Origin of the sequence: Chryseobacterium urinae, from assembly GCF_030518295.1 — a bacterium.
GTDB lineage: Bacteria > Bacteroidota > Bacteroidia > Flavobacteriales > Weeksellaceae > Chryseobacterium > Chryseobacterium mucoviscidosis.
In genome coordinates this window covers 1-26,052 of sequence record NZ_JAULSJ010000019.1, presented here as the reverse complement: position 1 = coordinate 26,052, position 26,052 = coordinate 1, and the positions used below count along the sequence as shown (strand labels likewise).

The following is a 26,052-nucleotide window of genomic DNA, read 5'->3' as shown; positions in this document are numbered from 1 at the left end:
TCTGAAAAATAAATTAGAATTATATGTCTAAAATGGTCTTTTTCGTAATTAAGAATTAATAAAATATTAACAGAAAACATCACCAACCTCTTAAAAAAAGAACAAATCAATCATTTTATCGAATTATTGAACTCTTTTAATACCGTTAAACTGATTTTTAAATTCCGAAGGTGTACATTTTTTTATAGATTTAAAAATTTTATTGAAGTTGGCAATATTATTAAAGCCCGACTCAAAGGCAACTTCAGATACCGTTAGTTTTTTTTCAATCAGCCATCTTGCGGCGTAGCCCACTCTTACTTCGTTCAGGTAGTTGATGAATGTTTTTCCTGTTCTCTTTTTTATAAATCTGTTGAAGGTTACAATACTCATATTAGAAATAGCAGCAACTTCCTCGAGGGTTATTTTCTTGTCGAAATTTTTATGCACATAATCGTAGATAAGCTTCATGCTGTCGTCATCGGTAAAGGTTTCCAGTTCTATACTGTAAGATGAGAGAATGGTTGTATTCTCTGCGATAGCAAGTTCATGCAGGATGTGCATCATTTCCATAAAAGCTTCAAAACCTTTTAGTTTAGATAAGTTCAGAAAATTATCTTTTAACTTTTCGGCGGTTTCTGTAGAAAAAAGAATTCCCCGGATAGAATTTTTAATAAGATCGTCAATTGGTTTCATAATTCGTCTTTTCATTAAAGATTCATCAAAGAAATCCTGATTAAACTGTACCGTTATTTCATGAATTTTTTTCGATTTACATCTGTAATTATCCCAGTAGTGAGGAAGGTAGGGGCCAATCATCACCAGTTCGATATGGTCTATTTCTCCAATATGGTCGCCCACAATTCTTTTATTGCCTTTTCCCTTAAGAATAAAGTTGATCTCAATTTCCGGGTGATAATGGAGAGGAAAATCGAATGTGTTTTTTATGCGGTCGAACACCAAAAAGGTTTCATCGGGTGAAATAGTAGCTATTTCTCTAAGAATTTCGGAATGTTTGCTCATTTTGTATCTTTTGTATGAGTATTGATTTTCAGTTTTTTACCGTTTATTTGCGTAATTTATATGTAAAAATGACAAAATAATATTACATCCCGCCAAGATACATAAATAAATTTGGCATTAAGCAAATGTTAACAGACTGATGCATTTTCTTTACTATGAAATTACAATACAAAATACCATTGATCTTACTTTTTTGTGTGTTGGGGAAACTGAATGCCCAAAAATTCGTCACCGTAAAAGAAGGTCATTTCATCCTTAAAAAAAAGGAATATTATTTTGTAGGAACCAACTTTTGGTATGCTTCTTATCTTGGGTTGGAAAAAAATGAAGAAAAGGGTATCGGCAGATTAAAGAAAGAACTGGATTTTTTAAAATCTCAAAATATTGAAAATATTCGTGTTCTTGCCGCAGTGGAAGGTTCCGGAAAATTAAACGGAGCAAATAGAGTAGAACCCGCATATCAATATGAACCCGGAAAATTTGATGAAGACAAATTAAAAGGACTCGACATTCTTATGGATGAAGCAGGAAAAAGAAACATGAAAGTAATCCTTTTTCTTTCCAATAACTGGGAATGGAGCGGCGGATGGCTGCAATATTTACTTTGGAACAATAAAATTGATCAGCAAAAAACAGCAGAAAAACTGAACTGGGATGATCAGAGAAACTTTACCGCAAAGTTTTATAGCTGCGAAGAATGTAAAAATCAGTATTTTGAACAGGTCAAAAAAATTGTTACAAGAAGAAACTCTGTGAATGGAAAAAAATATACAAAAGATAAAACACTAATGGCTTGGGAAATTGCCAATGAACCACGCCCGATGAGACCCGCAGCTAAAGGAGAGTATAAAAAATTTATTACAGAAAGTGCTTCGTTCATTAAATCGCTGGATAAAAATCATCTGGTAACTACCGGAAGTGAAGGAGTACAGGGAACGGAAGATATGGATCTGTATAAAGAAAACCATTCAGATAAAAACATAGATTATCTCACCATTCATATTTGGCCGAAAAACTGGGGCTGGTTTGCAAATGAGACCATGGAAAAAGATTTCGAAGAAGTGAACCATAAAACCTCAGACTATATAAAATATCATCTCAAAATTGCAGACGAACTCCGCAAACCGCTGGTTCTTGAAGAATTCGGATTTCCGAGAGACGGGCATTCTTTCGATATCAGCAGCAGTACAAACTTAAGAGACAAATACTACGAAAGTGTTCTGAAATTATGGAATGAGAACAGAAATCTGAAAGGAAGTTTTGCCGGATGCTCTTTCTGGGCGTTCAACGGAATTGCAAAACCAATTTCCGGGCAGACCTTCTGGAAAAAAGGCGATGATTACATGGGAGATCCACCGATGGAAGAACAGGGACTGAATGGGGTTTTCATCTCAGATCAATCCACATGGAACATCATAAGAAAATACAATACTAATCCTTAAAAGATAATTAAAATAGCAGGATAAATTTCCTCTACAATTAAATAAATGAATTCCTTAAAAAATTTTATTATAGTTTCTAACGTATTCTGTGCCGGTCTTTTTGCGGCGCAGGATACTTCTTCACTGTCAAACAAGAATGCCACACTGGAAACCCGGAATCTGTACAAAAATCTTTGGCAGCTTATGGATAAAGGAATGATGTTCGGACATCAGGATGATTTGGGGTATGGAGTAAACTGGAGAATGCAGGATGGAAGAAGCGATGTAAAAGAAACAGCAGGAGATTATCCCGCAGTTTTCGGATGGGACGTTATGAATATAGAATCCGGCGGAAAAGGTCCCATTGATATTTTCAGTTTTGCCCAGATGAAAAAGATGATGGAGGATGTCTACAACATGGGCGGAATAAATACCGTAAGTTGGCACGCCAATAATCCTTTAACCGGAAAAACAGCCTGGGATAATACAAAAGGAGGCGTAAAAGCCATTTTACCCGGAGGCGAAAAACATCAGATGTTTCTCAACTGGCTGGATCTGATCTCAGATTATCTGGCTTCTGTAAAGGGAAAAGATAAAAAACAGGTTCCTATACTTTGGAGACCTTATCATGAACTTACAGGAAGTTGGTTCTGGTGGGGGAAAAATAACTGTACCTCTGAAGAATTCAAACAGCTTTGGAAAATGACCTACGATTATCTTACCAAAACAAAAGGAAGAAATAATCTTATCTGGATCTACAATACTTCAGACTTTAATACCAAAGAAGAATTTCTGGAATTTTATCCCGGCGATGAATATGTGGATATGATTAGCTTTGATATCTATGAGCTTGATAATCCGGTACACAATACAGGTTTTGTAGAACGTTCTCAAAAGCAGTTTGCCATTATGGACGAAATTGCGAAAGAACATCATAAAATTCCGGCTCTTGCTGAAACAGGATATGAGCAGATTCCGTACAATCGTTTCTGGACAAAAACTTTAACGGAAGCCATCGGAAACTACAAAATTTCTTACGTTCTGGCATGGAGAAATCACGGATTGACGGAAGAGAAAAAAATGCACTATTATGTACCTTACAAAGGACATCCGAATGAACAGGATTTCAGAGATTTTTACAATCTCGGCAACACATTGTTCCTGAAAGATATACAGAAAACAAATGTGTATAAATAATAAACGATACCCATCGTAAATTATTTTAAAATCAATTGTAAAATTTAATCATTAAAAGAAAATTAATGAATAACGAAAAGATAAATATAAAAGAAAAAGTGGCTTACGGATTTGGAGATGCCGCATCCTCTATGTTCTGGAAAATCTTCAGCATGTATCTGCTTTTTTTCTATACCGATGTGTTTGGTCTTGCGGCTGCTGCGGTAGGAACCATGTTTCTGGTAACCAAAGTATGGGATTCCTTTTTCGATCCTTTTGTGGGAATTTATTCAGACAGGATCGATACAAAATGGGGAAAATTCCGTCCTTTTTTATTATGGGTTGCTGTTCCTTTTGCCATCATCGGTGTATTAACCTTTTATACTCCAGATTTTGCACACAACGGAAAATTGATCTATGCATACATCACATATTCCTTAATGATGATGGTGTATTCACTCATCAACGTCCCTTATGCATCATTACTTGGCGTGATGTCTTCAGACGGTAAAGAAAGAACTACACTGGCTTCCTACAGAATGGTTTTTGCTTTCGCAGGTAGTCTTATTGCGCTTTGGATGATAGAACCTCTGGTAAAATACTTTGGAGACGGAACTTTAACTTCTTCGCAAGGCTGGTTTTATACCATTGTTGTATTCGGAGTAATGACGACGCTGTTGTTTTGGGGATGTTTTGCAGGAACCAAAGAACGTATTAAACCTATAAAAAAAGACCAATCTACCTTAAAAGAAGATCTTAATGATCTTTGGAAAAATAAACCATGGTGGATTCTTTTGGGAGCCGGAGTTGCCACATTGCTTTTCAATACCATTCGAGACGGCGGAGCAATTTACTATTTCAAATATTTTCTGGAAAAAACAGATCATGAAACATTTTCCATTTTCGGTATGGGAACAGGGATGTCCTATCTCACCATTTATCTGGTTTTAGGACAGGCAGCCAACATTGTGGGAGTGGTTTTGGCGACCCCTTTAGCCAATAAATTCGGAAAGAAAAAAACATTCTTTGCCGCAATGTTATCAGCAGCGGTTCTCAGTATCCTGTTTTATTTCCTTACGAAAGATAACATCACGATGATTTTACTGCTGCAATTTTTCATAAGCATTTGCGCAGGATGCATTTTCCCTCTTTTATGGTCGATGTATGCCGATACCGCAGACTACTCGGAATGGAAACAGGGAAGAAGAGCAACAGGACTTGTATTCTCGGCATCATCAATGTCCCAGAAATTGGGTTGGGCATTTGGTGGAGCAGCAACAGGATGGCTTTTGGCTTACTTTGGGTTTCAGGCAAACGTTGTACAGACAGAAAATGCACAGACCGGAATCAGATTGATGCTGAGCATTCTTCCGGCGGCAGGAGCCATTGTTTCTATGCTTTTCATTTTTGTGTATCCTTTAACGGAAGAAAAACTTTCATCAATTACAGAAGAACTGGAGCAGAGAAGAAAAGAAAACTAAATACATACAAATCATATAAAAAGCATCTGAAACCAGATGAAATATAATTTCTATTACAAACAAAATATAAAATAATATAGCAAAATGAGTGATTTATTCAATACAAGATTTAATGAAGTGTCAGAAGAATTTGAAAAGCTGGTTACTCAAAAAAATTCTCCGGAAAATCATGCCGGAAACGGAATTTTTACAAGATATAAAAATCCTGTCGTTACAGCGGCTCATGCTCCGTTAGAATGGCGTTTTGATATGGATGCCGAAAGAAATCCATTTTTTATGGAACGTTTCGGGATCAATGCTGCTTTTAACGCCGGTGCAATGAAGTGGAACGATAAATATATTCTTTCTGTAAGAGTAGAAGGCTACGATAGAAAATCTTTCTTTGCAATTGCAGAATCTCCGAATGGTATTGATAATTTCCGTTTCTGGGAAAAACCCGTTGTGATTCCTCAGATTGAAGGAAATCCCGATACAAACGTTTACGATATGCGCTTAATCCATCATGAAGACGGATATATCTACGGAATTTTCTGTACAGAAAGAAAAGATCCCAACGCACCGAAAGGAGATACTTCTATGGCAATTGCAAATGCGGGTATTGTAAGAACAAAAAATTTAGTAGACTGGGAAAGGCTTCCGGATTTAATTTCCAATACAGGACAGCAGAGAAATGTGGTATTGCACCCTGAATTTGTAAACGGAAAATATGCTCTTTACACACGTCCCCAAGACGGATTTATCGATGTTGGAGCAGGAGGAGGAATCGGGCTTGGCTATGTTGCAGATATGACGAATCCTGTGGTGGAAAATGAAGAAATCATCTACGGAAAAACCTATCATACAGTTTACGAGCTGAAAAACGGTTTGGGGCCGGCTCCTATTAAAACAGAAAAAGGCTGGCTGCATCTTGCTCACGGAGTACGCAACACGGCTGCCGGATTGCGCTATGTTTTATATCTGTTTATGACGGATCTAAACGATCTGGGAAAAGTAATCTATAAACCTGCCGGATATTTTATGGCTCCTGAAAATGAGGAGAGAGTAGGAGATGTTTCCAACGTGTTGTTTTCCAACGGATGGATTGCCGATGAAGATGGTAAAGTTTTCATCTATTATGCATCTTCAGACACCAGAATGCACGTAGCGGTTTCTTCAGTGGAACAGTTGACAGATTACTGCATGAACACGGCAGAAGACAGACTTATCTCATCAGAATCGGTAAAAACAATTATTGAGATCGTAGATAATAATCTGGTTTCCAAATAACAGATCATCAGTACTGTAAAAAAATCTCAACAATAAAGATAATAAGATTTAATCTCAAAATGCAGACAGAGTTTTTATTGAATACAATGCAAAGTGAGCTCCATAATATTCTGAATTATTGGAGAAAGAATACAATTGACGAAAAAAACGGAGGTTTTATAGGTGAGATTGATTTTAACGAACAAAAAAATGCTGCTGCGGAAAAAGGTTCCGTAATGTACGGAAGAATTCTCTGGACTTTTTCTGCAGCATTTTCTGTTACTCAGAATCCCGAAGATCTCAATATGGCAAAAAGAGCTTTTGAAGAGATTAAAACCAAATTTTACAATCCGGAGCAAAAAGGAATTTATTGGAGTATTAATGCAGATGGAACAGTAAAAGATTCCAAAAATCAGATCTATGCCATTTCATTTGTTATCTATGGTCTTAGTGAATTTTATAAAGTTTCAAATGATAAAGAGGCGCTGGATCTGGCAATAACGCTCTATCAAAGCATTCGGAATCATTCTTTTGATAAAGTGAATAAAGGCTACTTCGAAGCCTACACCCAAGACTGGAAAGAAATTGAAGATATGCGTCTCAGCGAAAAAGATGCTAACGAAAAAAAGACCATGAATACGCATCTTCATATCGTGGAAGCATTTGCCAACCTTTATCTCGTATGGAAAGATGAAGATTTGAAACAGAATATTATTCAGTTGCTGGAAACGATAGACCAATATTTCATCAATAAAGAATCATGGCATCTCAGGCTGTTTTTTGATGAAAATTGGAACGAAAAGAAAGATGTGATTTCCTATGGACACGATATCGAAGCGGCATGGCTGCTGCAATGGTGTGCAGAAGCTGCAGAAGACGAAAACCTGATCGCGCTGTACAGAAACTATGCGGTGAAAATGGCGGATGCAACATTTGAAGGACTGGATGAAGACGGAGGATTATGGTATGAATATGAACCGGAATCCGATCATCTTATTTCAGAAAAACACTGGTGGCCACAGGCGGAATTGTGGATTGGTTTTCTGAATGCTTATCAGCTAACCCAGAACAAAAAATACCTTGATGCTTTTAGAAAAAATGTGGAATTCACAGAAAGATACATCATTGATAAAAAAAACGGAGAATGGATCTGGGGAATCAACGAAAAGTATCTTCCCATAGAAAAAGATAAAGCAGGATTCTGGAAATGTCCCTATCATAACGGAAGAGCCTGTTTAGAAATCATTAAAAGAGTAAAGTAATATATTTTTAAAACAATAAAATGAATACAAAAATTATTTCTCAGAAATTTAAAATTTTAGGGATGATCGCTTTTGGAGTCTTTGCCAATGCGCAATCCCTCTATCTTACATCGGCTTTACCGGTAAACGTTACTGTAGGAAGTTCTCCTTCCTTTACCTTAAACTACACGTCTGCCACACCGTGTAAAATTATAGTATCCCTGATAAAATCCCAGTCAGACGGAGTAACTCCGGATTGGAATACTTGGCAGACAGGAACTATTTTAGATAATCTTCCTGCTACTTCTTCTCCAGTTTCAAAGACGATTACAGTTACAGTTCCTGCAAACCAGACAATAAGCACAGATTTACCTTCAGGAATCAATTATCTTTGGGCACTTACCCTTCAGGATTCTTCCGGAGGATGGATCGCAGGAAGTCAGCCGCAAACCAATATTATATCATCCAATACCGTTATAGATAATGTAAGCTTCAACGGAGCACTTCCGGCTTCTGTATCGGCTGGTTCCACACAAAGCATACCTTACAAATATACTGCAACTACAGACCGTATCGTGAAGGTAGGACTTTCAAAGTACAGCTCTTCCGGAAATTGGATCAGTGATGTTGTATCAGTAATTATTAATCCTGCATCGGCTACAACAACAACGCCTGTTTCAGGAGTTGCAAATCTTGCGATACCTGCGGGAACAACATCTACCGCTAATCTTTCAAACGGAGAATATTACGGTTGGGAAGCCACAATGGCTACTACATCATGGAGCTATATGAACGGAACCAACACGAGTGTAGTTGTAACAAGTGCCAATACAACATTATCTGTTTCTGATTTTGAAGCGGCTAAAAACCCAATTAAAATCTATCCTAATCCTGTAAAGAATACCCTGTATTTCAGTAATCCTGAAAAAATAAAATCTGTGAAAATTAATGATCTTACAGGAAAAGAAATTTTCAGAAGTACGAAAGATCTGGATAAAGGAGTTGATTTTTCAGAATTTGCCAAAGGAACCTATATTATTACCTTAAACGGAACAGATTCTCAGAAAATCATTAAAGAGTAAGATATAAACCATACAAGAAGAATGCCTGAAATAAAGAGAATAATTTAAAATATCCGAAGCTGTTTGATATAATTTTATTACCTAAAATAAATCGATCTATTTTTAAAATATTGATAAACTTTTAACTCCGAAATTAAATGAAGATTTAATTTAAAAACGTCTTTTTAGCGTAGAAAATTAAATTGATTTTGTCTTAATTAATTTTCTGCATATTTAAATAATTCAAAAAGCATCTCAGATAAATTATTCTCTTTTTAACAGGTAATGACAGGAAGGAAAAAACTCAGGAAGTAATAAAAAGAAACATTCAAATCACAATAATATTAACTTTCAAAAACATTTTAAAATGAAAATTCAAAGTAAATTTTTTCTGATATCTTTCTTCGTAGGAATTCTTTCCTGTCAGTCTTCAGAAAACGATCCCGTTGAGAATAGCACCTCTCAGCCTTCAGAATCCATAAATAAACTCGTGAATAATACCTCAGATGCAAATGCTACCCAAAAGACCCAGTTGTTATTTTATAATTTAAAAAATAATGCCGGAACCAAAATTCTCGTAGGTCATCAGGATGCGTTTTACACCTATTATCAGGATAATACTTCCATGTCTGACGTAAAAAAAGCTACAGGATCCGATCCTGCACTTATCGGTTTGGATCTCATGTTCATTACCGACAAAAATTATCAGGCAAATGCTTCCAATTGGTATTATCAGCAGGAGCAGAAAATTGTGGCAGCAGCAAAAGAAGCCTACCAGAAAGGGATGGCGGTAACATTTTGCTGGCATTTGAGAGAACCTTACAACGAAACTACTTTCTACACCTCGGAAATGACGGCTTCTCAAAAGCAGAACGCTTTTAAAAGTATTCTTCCCGGTGGAGCCAACCACAACTGGTATCTTACCAAACTCCAGAAAGTGGCTTCTGTATTTAAAAATCTTAAAGGAAGCGGCGGCGAAGAAATTCCTGTGATCTTCAGGCCTTTTCATGAATTCGACGGAGACTGGTTCTGGTGGGGAGCAGCTTACTGCACGGCAGAAGAATATAAACAGCTTTGGCAGTTTACTGTAAACTATCTCAGAAACACCATGAATGTTCATAATGTACTGTATGCTTTTGCACCGGATGCTTCCTACACAACTTCTACAGCCTACCTTTCGAGATATCCGGGAGACCAGTACGTAGATGTTTTAGGAATGGATAATTATTATGACTTTACAGCACAGACAACAACAGGAGCAAATACCGCCAACAGTAAACTAAAAGTAATATCTGATCTTGCCATCCAGAAAAATAAAATTGCGGCATTAACCGAAACCGGATACTCCAGCCAGAACAGTACAGCCAGAACGTCTACCCACTTTACGACACTGGTGCATCCTGCCATTACATCCAATAACGTGAAAATTTCATATGTTTGCTTCTGGAGTAATGCGGGAAATACATATTACGTTCCCACTCCGGCAACACCTTATGCCACAGATTTTAAAAACTTTACCCTTAAACCGCAGATGGCTCTTCAGACAACCATAGCCGGAATTTTATATAATTAACAGAAAAAGAATCTGAATGAAAAAAAATATTTTAAGCATTTTTATTTTAGCTTCATTAGCACTTAGCGGTCAGAAAAACCTTATCAGCAACGGAGGTTTTGAAATGGATGCCCAAAGCTGGAACAATGAAAGTGCGATAACAATTAATCCGTACACCAAACATACAGGAAGTAAAGGAGGCGGAATTACAGAATATACCGCTCCGCAGTGGAAAGGAATCGATCAGACCTTCAGTATTCCTAAAAATACAGCAGCGATTGAAGTTTCTGCATGGCTGAAAGCAGATGGCGTGGAAAAAGGAAAAAGCGACTGGAACAAAGCAGTGGTAATTGCCGAAATTAACGGTAAAGGAGAAAATATTGCCGCTTTGGAAGGAACAACTCCATGGAAGGAATATAAAAAAGTAATTCCGCTAAATAAAGACCGTTCCGGAAGACTTATGATTGCTTTATCCGAATGTACAGGAAGTTTCTATTTTGATGATATTAAAATAACACCGCTTACACAGGAAGATCTTAATAAAATTCAGGAAGAAGAAACCAAAAAATATGAGGTGAAAGTGATTACCGATTCTACTCCGCTGGAAATTGTAACCCTCAGTAATACGGACTTTGAAAACGGACTCGAAAACTGGAGGGGAACCGCTGAAACCACCTCCGAAGAAAAAGTAAAAGGACAGAAAAGCTTAAAGCTGTCTTCTTCAAATCCTGTCTGGTTCGGAATAGATCAGATTGCAGATATCCCCGATGGAAGCAAAACACTGGATATTTCTGCATTTGCAAAAACAAAAGACCTGAAACCCGGAAAAAACGACTGGAATAAAGGAGTAATGATCGTAGAATTCACCAAAGACGGAACTGCAAAAACAGGAGACGATCAGCCGGTATTTTTTGTTTCGGACGCGAAAGACTGGCAAAAGTTTTCAAAAACCCTTGCTGTTCCCGCAGGTTCTAGAAAATATAGAATTATGCTGGCTCTTTCGGAAGCTACAGGAACTATGTATGTAGATGATATTCAGGTAAAATTCAACAAATAAAAATTTAAAATTAAATAAACATTAGTATGGAACATGACGTAAGACCTTGGGGAGAATATTGGGTACTGGATGACTCAGAAACTCATAAAGTAAAAAGAATACAGGTGAATCCCGGTGGAAGACTATCTTTGCAGTATCATCATAAAAGAGCAGAAGTCTGGACAATTGTTTCAGGAGTCGGAACCATTACCATTGATGAAGACATCAGAGATTACACAATAGGGCAGGTTGCACAGATTCCTCTTGGAGCACACCACAGAATAGAAAATAAAACTTCCGAGCCCGTTATTTTTGTTGAAGTTCAGTACGGAACCTACTTTGGGGAAGACGATATTGTAAGAATCGAAGACGATTACAACAGAGCATAAGACCAAAACAACCACAAATAATTAATGAACACATGCTTCAATAATTATAAAGGTCAATAAAACGTAATCACAAAAGAAAAGAAACATCTTGCTGTTCTTAAATTAATTACACCAGCCTAAAAGATGATTTCGCTGTTTAATCCGGATAGATTTTTTGCTTCAGGATCTTAATATTTCTTTTGTGATTACCTATACATTTCAAAACAGCTTCAAACACAGGATGATCAAAAATTAATTTTTATCATTAATCTTTATTTACATTTCTTTACTATGAAAATTTTTCCTACAAAATTTTTCTCGTTAGCTTTTCTTTCGGCTTTGTCTTTTGCAAATGCCCAGTTCAGACTATCTGACGAGAAAGCCACACAGGAAACACAGAATCTGTATCAAAATCTGGCAAAAGCACAGAAAAAAGGCTATTTCATAGGACATCAGGACGATTTGGCGTATGGTGTTTACTGGAAATACCAACAGGGAAGAAGTGATGTTAAAGAAGTGGTAAAAGATCATCCCGCTGTGTATGGCTGGGAACTTGGAGATCTGGAGCTGGGAAAAGCAGAGAATCTTGATGGTGTACCATTCGGTAAAATGAAAGAATTCATAAAAGAAGGCTATCGCCGTGGCGGAATTATTACCATAAGTTGGCATTCCAACAATCCCATTACAGGCGGCAATGCATGGGATTTTTCCAATACCTCCATAAAAAGTATTCTGAAAGGCGGAGATAAACATTCCGTTTTTCTATCTTATCTTGATAAAGTTGCCGATTTTTTAGCAGATTTAAAAGACGATAAAGGAACCCCGATTCCTATTCTGTGGAGACCCTTTCATGAACACACCGGAACATGGTTCTGGTGGGGCGTAAAATCTGCTTCAGATGAAGAATATAAAGAATTGTACAGGTTTTCTTTAGATTATTTAAAAAATGAAAAAAAACTGCATCACCTGATTTCAGTTTATAACACCAGCGTTGAATATTCTACCCCTGAAGAATTCCTGAAACGCTATCCGGGAGACAGCTATGTAGATATGATGTCTTTTGACGCTTATCAGAGAGGTTCTGTGGATGAAGGAAAAAAGTTTGCAGAAAAACTGGATATTCTTATTTCCGCAATGAATCAGGCAGCAGAAAAACATAATAAAATTTCAGCCATCGGCGAAATAGGATATAACCAGATTCCGGATTCTGAGTGGTTTACGAAAGTACTGAAACCTGTTTTTGATAAACACACATTTTCATACGTCCTGTTCTGGAGAAATGCAGGTTTCAAACCGGGAAATAATGAAGTAGAATATTATCTGCCTTTCAAAGGACATTCTTCGGAAAAAGATTTTTTTAAATTCTATAAAGATAAAAAAACACTATTTGAAAAAGAAGCAGGAAAAATGAACCTGTACAAATAATAATGCATAATCCATTAGTAAGATAACAATTAAACAGGACTATTTGCAGTTTAAATGATTTTAACAAACAATTTACCAGTGTCTTATGTTGGATAAATTTGAAATTGTTTGAACAGAAATAACAATAAAAAAGGTAAAATGAAATCTTCACGCATTACACTTCTATTCATTTTAATTTCCATATTTACATTTGCAGGAAATCCTGTAAAGGAAATCGGAAATCTTCAGCTTGTGGGAACCCAGCTTTCCGATGCAAAAGGCAAACCTGTGAGGTTAGTGGGAACCAGTTTCGGCTGGAGCAATTTTCATCCCAGATTTTATACCCCGAAAACCGTAAAGTGGCTGAAAGACGACTGGAACGTAAATGTTATCCGTGCTTCCATGGGAATAGATCCAGAAGGTGCGTATCTGCAAAATCCTCAGGCAAACCTCAAAAGCATAGAAACGGTAATTGATGCTGCCATTAAAGAAGGCATCTATGTAATTATCGATTGGCACGCTCATAAAATTCATACGAAAGAAGCGAAAGAATTCTTTAATACAATATCCAAAAAATACGGCAAATACCCGAACGTGATCTATGAGGTTTTCAACGAGCCTGAAAAACAATCCTGGGAAGAAGTTAAAAGTTACGCGGAAGAAATTGTAAAGACCATCAGAAAAAATGATGCCGACAATATTATTCTCGTAGGCTGTCCGGAATGGGATCAAAGAATAGATCTCGTTCAGAAAAATCCCTTAAAAGACAAAAAAAATATCATGTACACCGTGCATTTTTATGCAGGAACTCATGGAAAATGGCTACGCGACAGAACCGATGAAGCCATAAAATCGGGCATTCCGGTTTTCATTTCAGAATCTGCCGGAATGGAAGCTACCGGAGACGGAAAATTTAATTATCCTGAATGGCAGAGCTATTTTAGCTGGATGAATAAAAATAAGCTGAGCTGGATTACATGGTCGGTTTCCGACAAAAAAGAAACCTGCTCCATGCTTCTTCCAACTGCTTCCTCCAACGGAAACTGGAAATTATCCGATCTTAACGAATCCGGAATAAGAACAAGAGAATATCTTAAACAGTTTGACGACAGAGGAAACTTTCTTCAGAAATTTTACTGGCACGGAAGAGTGCTTCAGTCTTATTTTAACGAAGGTAAACTTATTGGTCCCGGATCTTATACCGAATTTCAGTTTACCGGAAATTCCGTAAGTTTCGGATTAAAAAATATTCCTTTCCAAGGCTATTACAACTATGTTTCCATTGAACTGGACGGTAAATACATCGGCAGATTTAAAATAGACAATAACGAGATTAAAAAATTTACTTACGATGTTTCAGACAAAAATCTGAAAGTACACACTATCAAAATCGTAAAGGCAACGGAAGCAGCAATGGGAGAAGTCTATTTTGACGGCAGCGGAATCGATGCTGTCTCTTTTCAGCCGAAACCAGGAAAAAAAATTGAATTCATAGGAGATTCTATTACCTGCGGATTCGGAAATGATGAAAGCGGACTGCCGTGCGGAAAAGGACAGTGGTTTGATCAGCATAATGCGTATTTTGCTTATGGTTCTGTAGCTGCCAGAACTTTGGGAGCAGATTATCTTTTAAGTTCTGTTTCAGGATATGGGATGTATAGAAACTGGAACACAGAGAAATCGGAGGAAAATATTCTGCCCGATGTTTATCCTTATCTTTATCTGAGAACTTCAGAGCCCGAACTTTTCGGAAACGATTATCAGCCTGATCTGGTAAGTATATGTCTGGGAACAAATGACTTGTCGAATGGCGATGGTAAAAAAGAACGTCTGCCGTTCAATAAAGAAAAATTCATCGGAAATTATGTGGAATTCGTTCAGAATATTTACAAAAAATATCCGGACACCAGAGTTGTTTTATTAAACAGTCCGATGGTTTCAGGCGAGAATAATAAACTTCTCGTAGAATGTTTAAATGCCGTGAAAAATTCTTTCAGGAATGATAAAAAACATCAGCCAATCGAAATATTTGAATTTAAGCCAATGACTCCGAAAGGATGCGGATATCATCCAGGTAAAGAAGACGACCAGATAATGGCAAACCAGTTAATTCCTTTTTTACAGAAATACTTACCTTAATTAAGCTTTAATCTATCTCACATGAAATCTATCATAAGTCTTTTCTCTTTATTACTCACGAATCTATTGTTCGCCAACATCAATCTTCCGGCAATATTTACAGACAATATGGTGTTGCAGCGTAATGCAGAAATCGTTATTTGGGGAAATGCCAATCCAAAAGAAGAAATCACCCTGAAAGCAGATTTTCTCGATAAAGAATACAAAACCGTGACAGGCAATGATGCTGTTTTCAAATTCATCATACCCACAGGAAAAGAGGGCGGACCTTACACCATTACTATGAAAGGCTATAATGAAGTAAAGCTTAAAAACATAATGCTGGGTGAAGTATGGCTGATTTCCGGACAATCTAATATGGAATACACGCCGGCTTGGGGAATGAAAGATGCTGATGCAGAAATTGCCAAAGCCAATTTTCCGGACATAAGATTTTTTACCGTTCCGAAACTCTCATCACCCTATCCACAGAATAATTTCTTTGGAAGCTGGGTTTCCTGCAATCCCGAGACCATGAAAAACTTCAGTGCGATAGGCTATTTCTTTGCCCAAAAAATACAGGAAAACCTCAACGGTGTTCCGGTAGGAATTATTTCTTCCGCATGGGGAGGAAGTGCAGCAGAATTATGGGCTCCGGAACAGGTATTCCGCCAAAATCCCCTGTTAGCAGACAATTACAAAAAGCTGGGAAGTTCAGAATATTATCCTACACAGATGAGCGGAGCGTACAATGCAATGATTTTCCCTCTGAATCCGTATAAAATAAAAGGCGCACTCTGGTATCAGGGTGAAACCAATACAGGAAATGCCGAAGGATATACAGACCTGCTTTCTTCTATGATACAATCCTGGAGACAAGCAAGAGGAGAAGAATTTCCTTTTTACATCATTCAGATTGCCAAATATACAGGTTGGGGCGATACTACCGTTAAAATTCAGAATTCCCAGAGAATAGTTTCAGAAACCGTTAAAAATTCAGGTCTTGTCATTACCTCAGATCTCGACAGAACAGACGATATTCATCCGAAAAATAAAAAGCCGGTCGGGATAAGAATGGCAAATCTTATTCTGAAAAATGTATACGGCAAAAATAACGGTCTTGTAGAAAGTCCGAAGCTTAAAAACGTAGAATACAAAGGAAATAAAGCTATTCTATCTTTTGATTTTGCAGACGGATTGCATTTTAAAGATAAAGAATCAACACTTTTTGAAATTGCAGGAACAGATGGAAAATTTTCTCCGGCTGCCGCAGTAATAAAAGGGAATACCATTATTTTAGAATCCAAAGAAGTGAAAAATCCTGTTAATGTAAGATATGACTGGAGCAACACCGCGGTTCCAGATTTATTTAATAAGTCTGAATTACCCGCTTCCAGTTTTTCAACCGAGAAATAAACCGAAAAATTCATAGAGTCAGAACTTTAACTGAAAAATTTTAAAAACACCAGATATTTCTTTTATATTGATTGAATTTTAAAAACGGACATTCATAAATTGTGATCATTAATTTTTTACCGTTAAAAAATATTTGAGCTTTTATCTCAGAACCTTACGTTAAAATTAAAGATCATAGTCAACAAAGAATAATCAAAAATAAAATGAAAATAACCCAAATAGTAATTATCTCCATAATAAGCATCATTACAGTGAACACAGTCAGCGCACAGCAAAAACTCAACCCCGAAACAGAAAAGAAGATCGATGTTCTGATGTCTAAAATGACACTGGAAGAAAAAGTAGGGCAGATGAATCAGTACAACGGTTTCTGGGATGTTACGGGACCTGCTCCAGTCGGAGGAAGTGCTGAAGAAAAATATGAAAATATAAAAAAAGGACTGGTCGGATCTATGCTTACCGTTCGCGGAGTAAAAGAAGTAAAAGCGGTTCAGAAGATCGCTGTGGAACAGACAAGACTCGGCATTCCGCTAATTATTGGTTTTGATGTTATTCACGGATATAAAACGATTTCGCCAATTCCTTTGGCAGAAGCAGCAAGCTGGGATCTCAAAGCCATCGAAAAATCTGCGGAAGTTGCTGCCTCAGAAGCTGCCGCATCCGGAATCAACTGGACATTCGGTCCCATGATGGATATTTCCAGAGATGCAAGATGGGGAAGAGTGATGGAAGGAGCCGGAGAAGACCCTTTTTTAGGAGGAAAAATTGCCGCGGCGCGTGTAAAAGGATTTCAGGGAGATAATACCTTCAAATCTCCGTCAAGAATTGCGGCCACCGCAAAACATTTTGCAGCGTACGGTTTTGTAGAAGCCGGACTGGAATACAATGCCGTGGAAATCGGAAACAATACATTATTCAATCAGGTATTGCCGCCTTTTAAATCCGCTGTGGACGCGGGAATAAGAAGTGTGATGAATTCATTCAATACCATTAACGGAACTCCTGCAACAGCCGACAGATATCTTCTGAGAGATGTGCTGAAGGACAAATGGAATTTTTCCGGTTTTGTGGTATCAGACTGGGCTTCTATCCGTGAGATGATTTCTTGGGGATTCTCAAAAGATGAAAAAGCAGCGGCAAAATCTGCCGTAGAAGCAGGAACCGATATGGATATGGAAAGCGGAATTTATCTGCCGTACCTCATTGATCTGGTGAAACAGGGAAAAGTTAAAGAAAGTTTTGTAGATGATGCCGTAAGAAGAATTCTTCGCGTTAAATTTGAACTGGGACTTTTCGATGATCCTTATCGTTTTCTCGATGAGAAGCGTGAAAAGGAAACAATTGGAAGCACTGCAAACCATGAAGCCGTTCTGGATATGGCAAAAAAATCCATTGTTCTTCTTAAAAACGAAAAAAATCTTCTTCCGCTTAAAAAATCAGGACAAAAAATTCTCCTTCTGGGTTCTTTGGCAGAAAGTAAAAATTCCCCTCTCGGAAGCTGGAGAATTGCAGCAGACAACAATACCGCAGTTTCTGTTCTGGAAGGTATGAAAGCCTACAAAGGCAATCAGCTTAATTTTGTGGAAGGACCAAAATTAACAACCTCCGAACCTACTTTCCTTACCGAAGTGAACTATAACACTACCGACAGAAAGGGTCTGGAAGAAGCAAAAAATGCTGCAAAAAATGCCGATGTTGTTGTGATGGTTTTGGGAGAACACGGATTTTCGTCCGGAGAGGCAAGAAGCCGAACAAACATAGATTTACCCGGACTTCAGGAAGAATTTTTAAAAGAAATTTTTAAAGTAAATCCTAATATCGTGCTCGTTTTAAACAACGGAAGACCTTTAACGATCAACTGGGCTTCAGAAAATATACCTGCCATTGTAGAAGCGTGGCATTTGGGAACACAGGCAGGAAACGCCGTTTCGCAGGTTCTTTACGGAGATTACAATCCAAGTGGAAAATTACCCATGACATTCCCGAGAAACGTAGGTCAGATTCCTGTTTATTACAATCATCTTAATACCGGAAGACCTTTTGACAAAGATAAAAATGTATTCTGGAGTCATTATTCCGATGTAGAAAAAACACCGCTTTATCCGTTCGGATTTGGGTTGAGTTACACAAAATTTGAGTATTCCGATTTAAAAATCAATAAAAAGTTGTTTTCAAAAGGTGAAAACATTCAGGTCACTTTTACCCTTAAAAATACAGGGAAATACGATGGAAAGGAAGTGGCTCAGTTATATATTCAGGACGAATCTGCTTCCGTTGCAAGACCTGTAAAAGAACTAAAAGGCTTCCAGATCGTAGAACTGAAATCCGGCGAAAGTAAAAAGATCACCTTTAATTTAACTGAAAAAGAACTCGGTTTCTATGATAATTCAGGAAACTTTATCATAGAAGAAGGAACCTTCAAAGTAATGGTAGGCGGAAACTCGGAGAGTTTGATTTCGGATGAATTTGGTCTGGAGTAAAAAAGTTTTGTAAAAAATGATTCCTTTTTTAAGCGTAAACTTATTTAAACTATTTCAGAATTAACCACAAAAGGCAAAAAAGACAATGTTAAAGCGAATTTCTATAATAATCGAAGCGCTCAAAAGAATAAAAATCAAAGATTTTTAAAAACTATGGTAACCTTTTTCATTTATAATGATCAGCTTTAAATAAAAGTTTAGTCATCTTTTGTACCTTTTGTAGTTAAATAAAAAGTTTAAACAGTATGAAAACAATCGAAGCTGGTGGATTCCGCTTCGATTTTTTTATTTTCATACAAAGAGGTCAGCAAAATATCTTTACCCTCAAAACCAAAAACGATTTACTTATATTTGCCCTGCAAAGCAAATTCAAATGTTCAGAAAAGTAACCCTTGTTTTTATCCTTGTCTTTTATGCGGTCTTTTGTCCGGCTCAGCAGCTTCGGCCATCAAAATCATCTGAGATTTACCGCGAACTCAAAACCCTTAAACATCTGCCAAAAGTGTTATACCTTGCCGCTCACCCTGATGATGAGAATACAGGATTACTTTCATGGCTGGTTAACGATCAAAATGTAGAAACAGGCTATTTGTCTTTAACCAGAGGCGATGGAGGGCAGAATTTATTGGGAACAGAGCAAGGTGCGGCACTGGGATTAATCAGAACGCATGAACTTTTAGAGGCAAGAAAATTAGACGGTGCTCAACAGTTTTTTACCCGCGCGATTGATTTCGGGTTCTCTAAAAATACCACAGATACTTTTAAACAATGGAATGCAGACAACATTACAGCAGACGTTGTCTGGGTTATCCGTACATTCCGTCCGGATGTCATTATTTGTCGTTTTCCGCCTACCGCTGCGGCAGGACACGGACAACACGCGGCTTCGGCTGTGGTTGCCGAAAAAGCCTTTAAACTGGCAGGTGATAAAACCGCTTTTCCGGATCAGCTAAAGTATGTCAATGTATGGCAGCCAAAACGTGTATTGTGGAACACATTCCGGTTTGGTGCAGTCAATACGACCGCTGAAAATCAACTGAAAATTACCGTTGGACAATACGATGCGCAACTCGGAATGGGCTATGGTGAATTGGCAGGACTCAGTAGAAGTTTACACAAAAGTCAGGGTGCGGGAACACAATCTGTAGCTGGGATAAAAACTGAATATTTTTCCCATGTTATCGGAGATCCTGCAAAATCGACAATTTTTGACGGAATCGTTAAAACATGGACTTCACAGGGAAATGCTGATATTGATCAAGCATTGGATCAGATTATTTCAAATTTTAATTTTAATAACCCGGATCTCAGCTTACCTGCTTTGCTTGCTTTACGAAAAAAGATTATGACTCTGAAAGATGCAGAACTGAAAAAGGATAAAATTAAATCTCTTGACCAAATTATTTTAAGCTGCGCCGGATTTATGGGGGAAGTGGTTACAAACAAAGCTGAAGCGGTTGCAGGAAATCACTATCAATTCAAATTAAATATTATTTCAAGAGCTGTAAATCCTGTTGTTTTAGAAAATGTAAAATGGCTAAATCAATCTGAAAGTTTCAACAGAAATCTTTCAAAAGATTCTTTAATTACCATTCAGCATGACATTCAGATTCCATCAGATGCAGCACTTACAGAACCTTACTGGTTGACAAAACCGCCTGTGAATGCGGCAACTTTTTCAGTTCCGAATGATACGTTAATCGGTTTGCCGGAAGCAGAATCTCCACTGAATGTTTGGGTGGATTTAAAAATCGGCTCGGAAAAGTTTCAGGTTAAGCTTCCTTTATCGTTCAAAAAATTAGATCCGGTAAGAGGAGATGTGGTAGAACCTTTGCGTATTGTTCCTGCTCTGGAACTGAAATTTACACAACCTCTTTATTTAGCAAAAGAAAATGAAGATCTACATTTGAGCGTAAATGTTAAAATTAATTCAGATAAACCATTCAGCAATGGTAAAATTAATCTGATGTACAACGGAGAACAATTAGGCAGTACAGATGTAAATTCATTCAATGGAAAAGAAACAACCATTGATTATGTAATTCCCAAAAATAAACTCAGCAAAATAAATACATCCCGTTTACAATTGGATGCTAATTTTGTTGCAGATGGAGTAACTTACAATAAAAAGCAGGTATTAATTCAGTACCCGCATTTGCCTTCTTTACAATATTTTGCACCTGCAACGGTTACCGTAATGAAAGGTGATATTCAGACAAAGGTTAAAAAAGTGGGATATATAGAAGGTGCGGGAGATTTTATTCCAGAATTTCTGAGAATTGCGGGAATTCAGGTTGATGTTCTGAAAGACGAAGATTTTTACAGCGGAAACGGCAGCCAAAATAAACTTTCGCAGTATGATGCCATCATATTGGGAATTCGTGCCAATAACACAGAGAAAAAGCTGGGTCGATGGATGCCTTTTTTATGGTCTTATGTAAAAGCCGGAGGAAATCTTGTGATGCAGTACAACACCAATCAGGATACAACCGTCGATCAATTGGGAATCTACAATTTCCGTATTGCCACAAGTAAACGCGTTACAGAAGAAAATGCAGAGGTTACATTTTTAAATCCGAATCATAAATTACTAAACTTTCCGAATAAAATTACTCAAAATGATTTCAAGGATTGGGTACAGGAACGCGGCGCATATTTTCCGGATCAGTGGGATGCGGCGTATGAACCGCTTTTTGAAATGCATGACACCGGTGAAGAGCATTTGCAGGGATCTACTTTATATGCCCCATACGGAAAGGGGAATTTTATTTATACGCCGTTGGCATTTTTCAGGCAGTTGCCTGCGGGAAATGTTGGGGCGGCACGTTTATTTTTAAACTTTTTATCTGCACAGAAAAACTGATGAACAAACAACTTAAAAATTGGAATATCTGGTATCTATTATTAGCTGGTGTGTTAGTAGGACAGATTGTATTTTATTATTGGTTTACTAAATTCTGGGCATGAGTACGATAGATTGGGCAGTTCTTATTTGTACACTGGTTGCAGTGGTTGTGTACGGCGTATTTATCGGGCGTGGACAGAAAAGCAACGAATCTTACCTGAAAGCAGACAATAAAATGCCATGGTACATTGTGCTGATCGGAATTATGGCGACTCAGGCAAGTGCCATTACATTTCTTTCGGCGCCGGGACAGGCGTATACAGACGGGATGCGTTTCGTTCAGTATTACTTTGGGCTGCCTTTGGCGATGATTGTGATCTGTATTACGTTTATCCCGATTTTTCAGCGTTTGAATGTTTACACCGCTTATGAATATTTAGAAAACCGTTTTGATAAGAAAACAAGGGTACTTACTTCACTGCTTTTCCTTTTTTCGAGAGGTTTGTCAACAGGAATCAGCATTTACGCGCCGAGTATCATCTTATCCAGCGTTTTAAACTGGAATATTTACCTGACGAATGTTTTAACAGGCGGAATTCTATTGATTTATACCTATGTTGGCGGAGCAAAAGCCATTGCGCACACCCAAAAATTACAGTTTCTCATTATTCTGGGAACGATGGCTTTTGCAGGATATTTACTTATTGATAATATGCCGAATGGAATTGGTTTTAAAGATGCGCTTTATCTGGCGGGGAAATCCGGAAAGCTGAATGTCATTACCACAGAATTCGACTGGAAAGACAAATACAATATCTGGAGCGGATTAATTGGCGGCTTTTTTCTGGCATTGTCATACTTCGGTACAGACCAGAGTCAGGTTGGGAGATATATTACGGCGAAAGACAATACCAATGCAAAAATGGGCTTGCTGCTGAACGGATTGGTTAAAATTCCGATGCAGTTTGCAATTCTTTTAATTGGCGCTTTGCTTTTTGCTTTCTTTTCTCTGAAACCGGCTCCGATTTATTTTAACGAACGTTCTTATCAGCATTTAAAAGAAACAAAACCCGAACAGGCAGTGGTTTTTGAAAAAGAACATCAGGATTTGCAGACAAAATTTAATGCAGAATCGAAGGAAATTTTACAGTTAAAACAAAACAACTCTTCACAGCTTGAAACAAAAATTCAGGATTTTAAAAATACGCAGTCTCAGGTAAAAGCACTTCACGGAAGGGTAGAAGAAGCGATCAATCAGTCAAACTTTAATGCAGAAAAAACAGATACCAATTATATTTTCCTGTATTTCGTGAAAAATACGTTGCCTGTTGGAATGATCGGGTTGCTGTTTGCCGTTATTTTCCTTGCCAGTTGGGGGTCCATTTCGGCGGCACTGAATTCCCTTGCTGCGTGTTCCTTGAAAGATGTTCATCTGATCTTTAAAAAAGAAATTCCGGATGATAAAACGGAACTGAAATACAGCCGACTGCACACATTAGCGTGGGGAATTTTCTCCATCGGTGTGGCGATGTTTGCCACGCAAATGGGTTCCCTTATTGAAGCGGTGAATGTATTAGGTTCCCTTTTCTACGGACCGATATTGGGGATTTTCCTTGTTGCTTTTTACTTTAAAAAAATCAATGGGGCGAATGTATTTATTGCAGCTATTTTATCTGAAATTGCCGTGATTGCCGTTTATCAGTTTGATGTTGTTTCTTTTCTTTGGCTTAATGTGATCGGCGCAGCGGCGGTGATTGTATTTTCTGCAATCGGGTTACTGTTTTATAAACCGAAAGCAGTAAATTCGTAAGCAGATAATAAAAGCGTTTTTAAATTATAAATTTAAGCAGGATCTAAAAGAAAGTGGTTGTCCGCAATTTGTTATCATTAAAAAAACTTTGGGTTCTTTGCTGAGTGAAACGCCTTTGCGAACTTAAAAACAGTTGGTATATAAATAAAATTTTAGCGATTCTTTGCGTTAAATAGCAGTATGATTAATAACAGATACTCAAAAAAAGAAAAGATCACAATGGCTTAAAAAATATTCGGTTTTTATTCTTTGGAGCGCTTTATATTGTGGGGTTGTTTAAACTCATTTTAAATTTAACCACAAAAGAGACAAAAGACTTTATTGGATATATTTAAAGTATTTCAAAAAGGCTGCAAAGAGAAAAAATCTTTGATTTTTTTTAACTTATATGCTCTTTTTTGCCCATTTAAGTAGTAAACTTAAACAACTAAAGTGTTAAAATCTTTTGCTGTAGAAAAATGTAGACAAGTTTTTTATTAAGTTGAAACAATTTTAATCATAAAAATAAACAGACAAATAATAGTATTATGAAAACAATTTTTAAATCGGCTACGGTTCTTGTGGCTGCCATGACGCTTTCGGTAAACGCTTTTGCACAAGACACCAAAAAACCGGCAAGTCCTCCTGCAACAGCAACCGGAAAGATTAAGGATGCCAATATTACGATCGCTTACAGCAGTCCTTCTGTTAAAGGGCGCACCATTTGGGGAGGTTTGGAACCGTATGATCAGGTTTGGCGTGCAGGAGCCAATGAAGCCACCACTTTTGAAACGGATAAAGATATTACCGTTCAGGGTAAAAAACTTCCTGCCGGAAAATACAGCTTTTTCTTGATTCCTAAAGAAAGCGGAACATGGACTGCCATCTTCAACAAGGAGGCAAAACAGTGGGGCGCCTACAAATACGAACAGGCAAAAGATGCTTTACGTGTAGACGTAAAAACAAAAGCACTGCCAGCAAAACAGGAAACTCTGGTGTACAAAATAAATAAAAACGGATTCTCGATGGATTGGGATAAAATCTCGGTTCCGGTGGAGATTAAGTAAGTTTGAATTTGAAATTTGAAATCCCGAGTTTTCGGGATTTTTTGTTTTTGTAAATCATAAATATGAAAATGACAAGATAGTATTTATAAATGTTAATTATAGATCTCCATAATGTCTTTTAATTCTTTTAGATTATCAAAGCTCAATCTAAAGTATTCACCACGTATCCTATGTTGTTTAAATTTTCGATGAAGTTCTGTTTCAACTTGTCTGTTTGCATTCCAACATGCAATTAAATAAATTTGAGGTTCTTTAGATTGTAATGTTTTTTCTCTGTAGTTTGGATTTTTACTATAGCCAATTTTTACTAATGCAGTTTCTGTATTAATCATTAAATAAACATAGTCAGTATGATTTTCAGAAACTCTTTTGTAATTATCATTAAAAATCTCCCTGTAAAAATCCACAATTGGAATTAAATCAATTTGTTTGATAGCTTTATAATGTACGTTGATTAATGCTCCATTTGGTCCAAATTTTTTTAACTCTTCAATATCTATATTTGTTATTGTAAAAAATCCATCTTTCTCCAAAATAGATCGGAGCTGTTTTTGAAAGGTATTAAATGCATGAATTTCATTTATTTCTAAATATTCTATTGCTAATATTTTGCAAAATATTAAGAGTAAATGAGAATAATTAGGGTCATCTAATTTAATTTGTATGAGATTACCTCGGAGATTAGATTTATAATTTATATAAAAAATTTCAATTAATATTGCTTCATTATTTTCTTCATGTACACGGACTCCATAACATTCTTTATTTAATCCAATAATAACATTATTAATTTGCCCTGTTTGATCATATTTGTTTAAGATATGTATTAATTCTTCATCTAATAAAAAATGAAAATGAGCAAAATGCTCTTGCATTTTTTTTAAATCAGTCATAGAGTAATTTTAGAATGGTAAATATTAGAAAATAAAATAGTTCCTGTCCAGTAATGGTAAATGTTTATTCCGTTATTTAATCTAATTAAATCAAATTTATAATTAATGATTGATATTACCTTACGGCTTTCCGTAAACAACAAAAAAATCCCAACTCTAGTCAGGATTTATTAGCAAGTTTTATATATTTTTTCATATCAAAATCAAAGAGTTCTTGAATGGTCACATTAAGTTCCCTACATATAATAAGCAAAGTATCATAGCGCGGATTCGTATTGCCTCGCTCTAATTCTCCGATTGTCTTTTTCGCATGACCAGTCCTTAAACCCAGTTCTTCCTGTGAAATAGGTTTATTGGTTTCGGGATTTATAATTTTCTTTCTTAATTCAGAAATTCTGTACCCAAGTGCTTTTTTACAGCTAGTAAGATCGATTTCATTCATTAACTGTAAAATTCT

Annotated in this window: 20 protein-coding genes; 17 read left to right on the top strand and 3 right to left on the bottom strand. The window is 36.9% G+C overall.

Annotated features, from left to right (window positions below):
• Window positions 1-123: 123 nt before the first annotated feature.
• A complete protein-coding gene (locus QWT87_RS12925) occupies window positions 124-1,002 on the bottom strand; it encodes a helix-turn-helix domain-containing protein (protein ID WP_185205471.1) in 879 nt (292 codons plus the stop codon).
• 155 nt (window positions 1,003-1,157) lie between these two features.
• Here QWT87_RS12925 and QWT87_RS12920 point away from each other — a divergent pair, with 155 nt between their 5' ends.
• The 17 genes from QWT87_RS12920 (at window position 1,158) to QWT87_RS12840 (ending at window position 24,702) form a co-directional block, all read left to right on the top strand.
• Entirely contained in the window at window positions 1,158-2,444 is a 1,287-nt protein-coding gene (locus QWT87_RS12920) for a glycoside hydrolase 5 family protein (protein WP_302716424.1), read from the top strand.
• A gap of 45 nt (window positions 2,445-2,489) precedes the next feature.
• Window positions 2,490-3,620 carry a glycoside hydrolase family 26 protein gene (locus QWT87_RS12915; protein WP_302716423.1) on the top strand — a complete coding sequence of 377 codons (1,131 nt, stop codon included), beginning with the start codon at window positions 2,490-2,492 and terminating at the stop codon, window positions 3,618-3,620.
• Window positions 3,621-3,685: 65 nt separating this feature from the next.
• Window positions 3,686-5,080 carry an MFS transporter gene (locus QWT87_RS12910; protein ID WP_302716422.1) on the top strand — a complete coding sequence of 465 codons (1,395 nt, stop codon included), beginning with the start codon at window positions 3,686-3,688 and terminating at the stop codon, window positions 5,078-5,080.
• 84 nt (window positions 5,081-5,164) lie between these two features.
• Entirely contained in the window at window positions 5,165-6,346 is a 1,182-nt protein-coding gene (locus QWT87_RS12905) for a glycoside hydrolase family 130 protein (protein WP_302716421.1), read from the top strand.
• A 59-nt stretch (window positions 6,347-6,405) separates the two neighbouring features.
• On the top strand, window positions 6,406-7,587 hold the full coding sequence (locus QWT87_RS12900) for an AGE family epimerase/isomerase (protein ID WP_302716420.1): 1,182 nt from the start codon (window positions 6,406-6,408) through the stop codon (window positions 7,585-7,587).
• Window positions 7,588-7,607: 20 nt separating this feature from the next.
• Window positions 7,608-8,648 (top strand): T9SS type A sorting domain-containing protein, encoded by a 1,041-nt coding sequence (locus tag QWT87_RS12895; protein ID WP_302716419.1) that lies wholly within the window; start codon window positions 7,608-7,610, stop codon window positions 8,646-8,648.
• A gap of 346 nt (window positions 8,649-8,994) precedes the next feature.
• A complete protein-coding gene (locus QWT87_RS12890) occupies window positions 8,995-10,200 on the top strand; it encodes a glycoside hydrolase family 26 protein (RefSeq protein ID WP_302716418.1) in 1,206 nt (401 codons plus the stop codon).
• 16 nt (window positions 10,201-10,216) lie between these two features.
• Entirely contained in the window at window positions 10,217-11,236 is a 1,020-nt protein-coding gene (locus QWT87_RS12885) for a hypothetical protein (RefSeq protein WP_302716417.1), read from the top strand.
• 26 nt (window positions 11,237-11,262) lie between these two features.
• Window positions 11,263-11,604: a phosphomannose isomerase type II C-terminal cupin domain gene (locus tag QWT87_RS12880; RefSeq protein WP_302716416.1), complete on the top strand. Its 342-nt coding sequence runs from the start codon at window positions 11,263-11,265 to the stop codon at window positions 11,602-11,604.
• Between the two features lie 270 nt (window positions 11,605-11,874).
• A complete protein-coding gene (locus tag QWT87_RS12875) occupies window positions 11,875-13,008 on the top strand; it encodes a glycoside hydrolase family 26 protein (RefSeq protein ID WP_302716415.1) in 1,134 nt (377 codons plus the stop codon).
• 138 nt (window positions 13,009-13,146) lie between these two features.
• Window positions 13,147-15,126: a cellulase family glycosylhydrolase gene (locus QWT87_RS12870; protein WP_302716414.1), complete on the top strand. Its 1,980-nt coding sequence runs from the start codon at window positions 13,147-13,149 to the stop codon at window positions 15,124-15,126.
• A 21-nt stretch (window positions 15,127-15,147) separates the two neighbouring features.
• Window positions 15,148-16,521, top strand: coding sequence for a sialate O-acetylesterase (locus QWT87_RS12865; protein WP_302716413.1), 1,374 nt, complete (start codon window positions 15,148-15,150; stop codon window positions 16,519-16,521).
• Window positions 16,522-16,724: 203 nt separating this feature from the next.
• A complete protein-coding gene (gene bglX, locus QWT87_RS12860) occupies window positions 16,725-19,001 on the top strand; it encodes a beta-glucosidase BglX (protein ID WP_302716412.1) in 2,277 nt (758 codons plus the stop codon).
• 245 nt (window positions 19,002-19,246) lie between these two features.
• Window positions 19,247-19,390 carry a hypothetical protein gene (locus QWT87_RS12855; RefSeq protein ID WP_302716411.1) on the top strand — a complete coding sequence of 48 codons (144 nt, stop codon included), beginning with the start codon at window positions 19,247-19,249 and terminating at the stop codon, window positions 19,388-19,390.
• The gene (locus QWT87_RS12850; protein ID WP_302716410.1) at window positions 19,375-21,864 is read left to right on the top strand and encodes a PIG-L family deacetylase; all 2,490 of its coding nucleotides are present in this window, start codon (window positions 19,375-19,377) and stop codon (window positions 21,862-21,864) included. The genes QWT87_RS12855 and QWT87_RS12850 overlap by 16 nt, the downstream gene beginning before the upstream one ends.
• Window positions 21,865-21,964: 100 nt before the next feature.
• Entirely contained in the window at window positions 21,965-23,656 is a 1,692-nt protein-coding gene (locus QWT87_RS12845) for a sodium:solute symporter family transporter (protein WP_302716409.1), read from the top strand.
• 527 nt (window positions 23,657-24,183) lie between these two features.
• The gene (locus QWT87_RS12840; RefSeq protein WP_076396204.1) at window positions 24,184-24,702 is read left to right on the top strand and encodes a DUF2911 domain-containing protein; all 519 of its coding nucleotides are present in this window, start codon (window positions 24,184-24,186) and stop codon (window positions 24,700-24,702) included.
• A gap of 92 nt (window positions 24,703-24,794) precedes the next feature.
• Here QWT87_RS12840 and QWT87_RS12835 read toward each other — a convergent pair whose 3' ends face one another.
• The gene (locus QWT87_RS12835; RefSeq protein WP_302716408.1) at window positions 24,795-25,595 is read right to left on the bottom strand and encodes a GIY-YIG nuclease family protein; all 801 of its coding nucleotides are present in this window, start codon (window positions 25,593-25,595) and stop codon (window positions 24,795-24,797) included.
• Between the two features lie 160 nt (window positions 25,596-25,755).
• Window positions 25,756-26,052: helix-turn-helix domain-containing protein (locus QWT87_RS12830; protein WP_337250580.1), on the bottom strand; the 297-nt coding region annotated here is incomplete at its 5' end.

Coding starts and splice junctions, on each gene's coding strand:
- QWT87_RS12925 (WP_185205471.1), bottom strand. CDS start 1,002: ATGAGCAAACATTCCGAAATTCTTAGAGAAATAGCTACTATTTCACCC.
- QWT87_RS12920 (WP_302716424.1), top strand. CDS start 1,158: ATGAAATTACAATACAAAATACCATTGATCTTACTTTTTTGTGTGTTG.
- QWT87_RS12915 (WP_302716423.1), top strand. CDS start 2,490: ATGAATTCCTTAAAAAATTTTATTATAGTTTCTAACGTATTCTGTGCC.
- QWT87_RS12910 (WP_302716422.1), top strand. CDS start 3,686: ATGAATAACGAAAAGATAAATATAAAAGAAAAAGTGGCTTACGGATTT.
- QWT87_RS12905 (WP_302716421.1), top strand. CDS start 5,165: ATGAGTGATTTATTCAATACAAGATTTAATGAAGTGTCAGAAGAATTT.
- QWT87_RS12900 (WP_302716420.1), top strand. CDS start 6,406: ATGCAGACAGAGTTTTTATTGAATACAATGCAAAGTGAGCTCCATAAT.
- QWT87_RS12895 (WP_302716419.1), top strand. CDS start 7,608: ATGAATACAAAAATTATTTCTCAGAAATTTAAAATTTTAGGGATGATC.
- QWT87_RS12890 (WP_302716418.1), top strand. CDS start 8,995: ATGAAAATTCAAAGTAAATTTTTTCTGATATCTTTCTTCGTAGGAATT.
- QWT87_RS12885 (WP_302716417.1), top strand. CDS start 10,217: ATGAAAAAAAATATTTTAAGCATTTTTATTTTAGCTTCATTAGCACTT.
- QWT87_RS12880 (WP_302716416.1), top strand. CDS start 11,263: ATGGAACATGACGTAAGACCTTGGGGAGAATATTGGGTACTGGATGAC.
- QWT87_RS12875 (WP_302716415.1), top strand. CDS start 11,875: ATGAAAATTTTTCCTACAAAATTTTTCTCGTTAGCTTTTCTTTCGGCT.
- QWT87_RS12870 (WP_302716414.1), top strand. CDS start 13,147: ATGAAATCTTCACGCATTACACTTCTATTCATTTTAATTTCCATATTT.
- QWT87_RS12865 (WP_302716413.1), top strand. CDS start 15,148: ATGAAATCTATCATAAGTCTTTTCTCTTTATTACTCACGAATCTATTG.
- bglX (WP_302716412.1), top strand. CDS start 16,725: ATGAAAATAACCCAAATAGTAATTATCTCCATAATAAGCATCATTACA.
- QWT87_RS12855 (WP_302716411.1), top strand. CDS start 19,247: ATGAAAACAATCGAAGCTGGTGGATTCCGCTTCGATTTTTTTATTTTC.
- QWT87_RS12850 (WP_302716410.1), top strand. CDS start 19,375: ATGTTCAGAAAAGTAACCCTTGTTTTTATCCTTGTCTTTTATGCGGTC.
- QWT87_RS12845 (WP_302716409.1), top strand. CDS start 21,965: ATGAGTACGATAGATTGGGCAGTTCTTATTTGTACACTGGTTGCAGTG.
- QWT87_RS12840 (WP_076396204.1), top strand. CDS start 24,184: ATGAAAACAATTTTTAAATCGGCTACGGTTCTTGTGGCTGCCATGACG.
- QWT87_RS12835 (WP_302716408.1), bottom strand. CDS start 25,595: ATGACTGATTTAAAAAAAATGCAAGAGCATTTTGCTCATTTTCATTTT.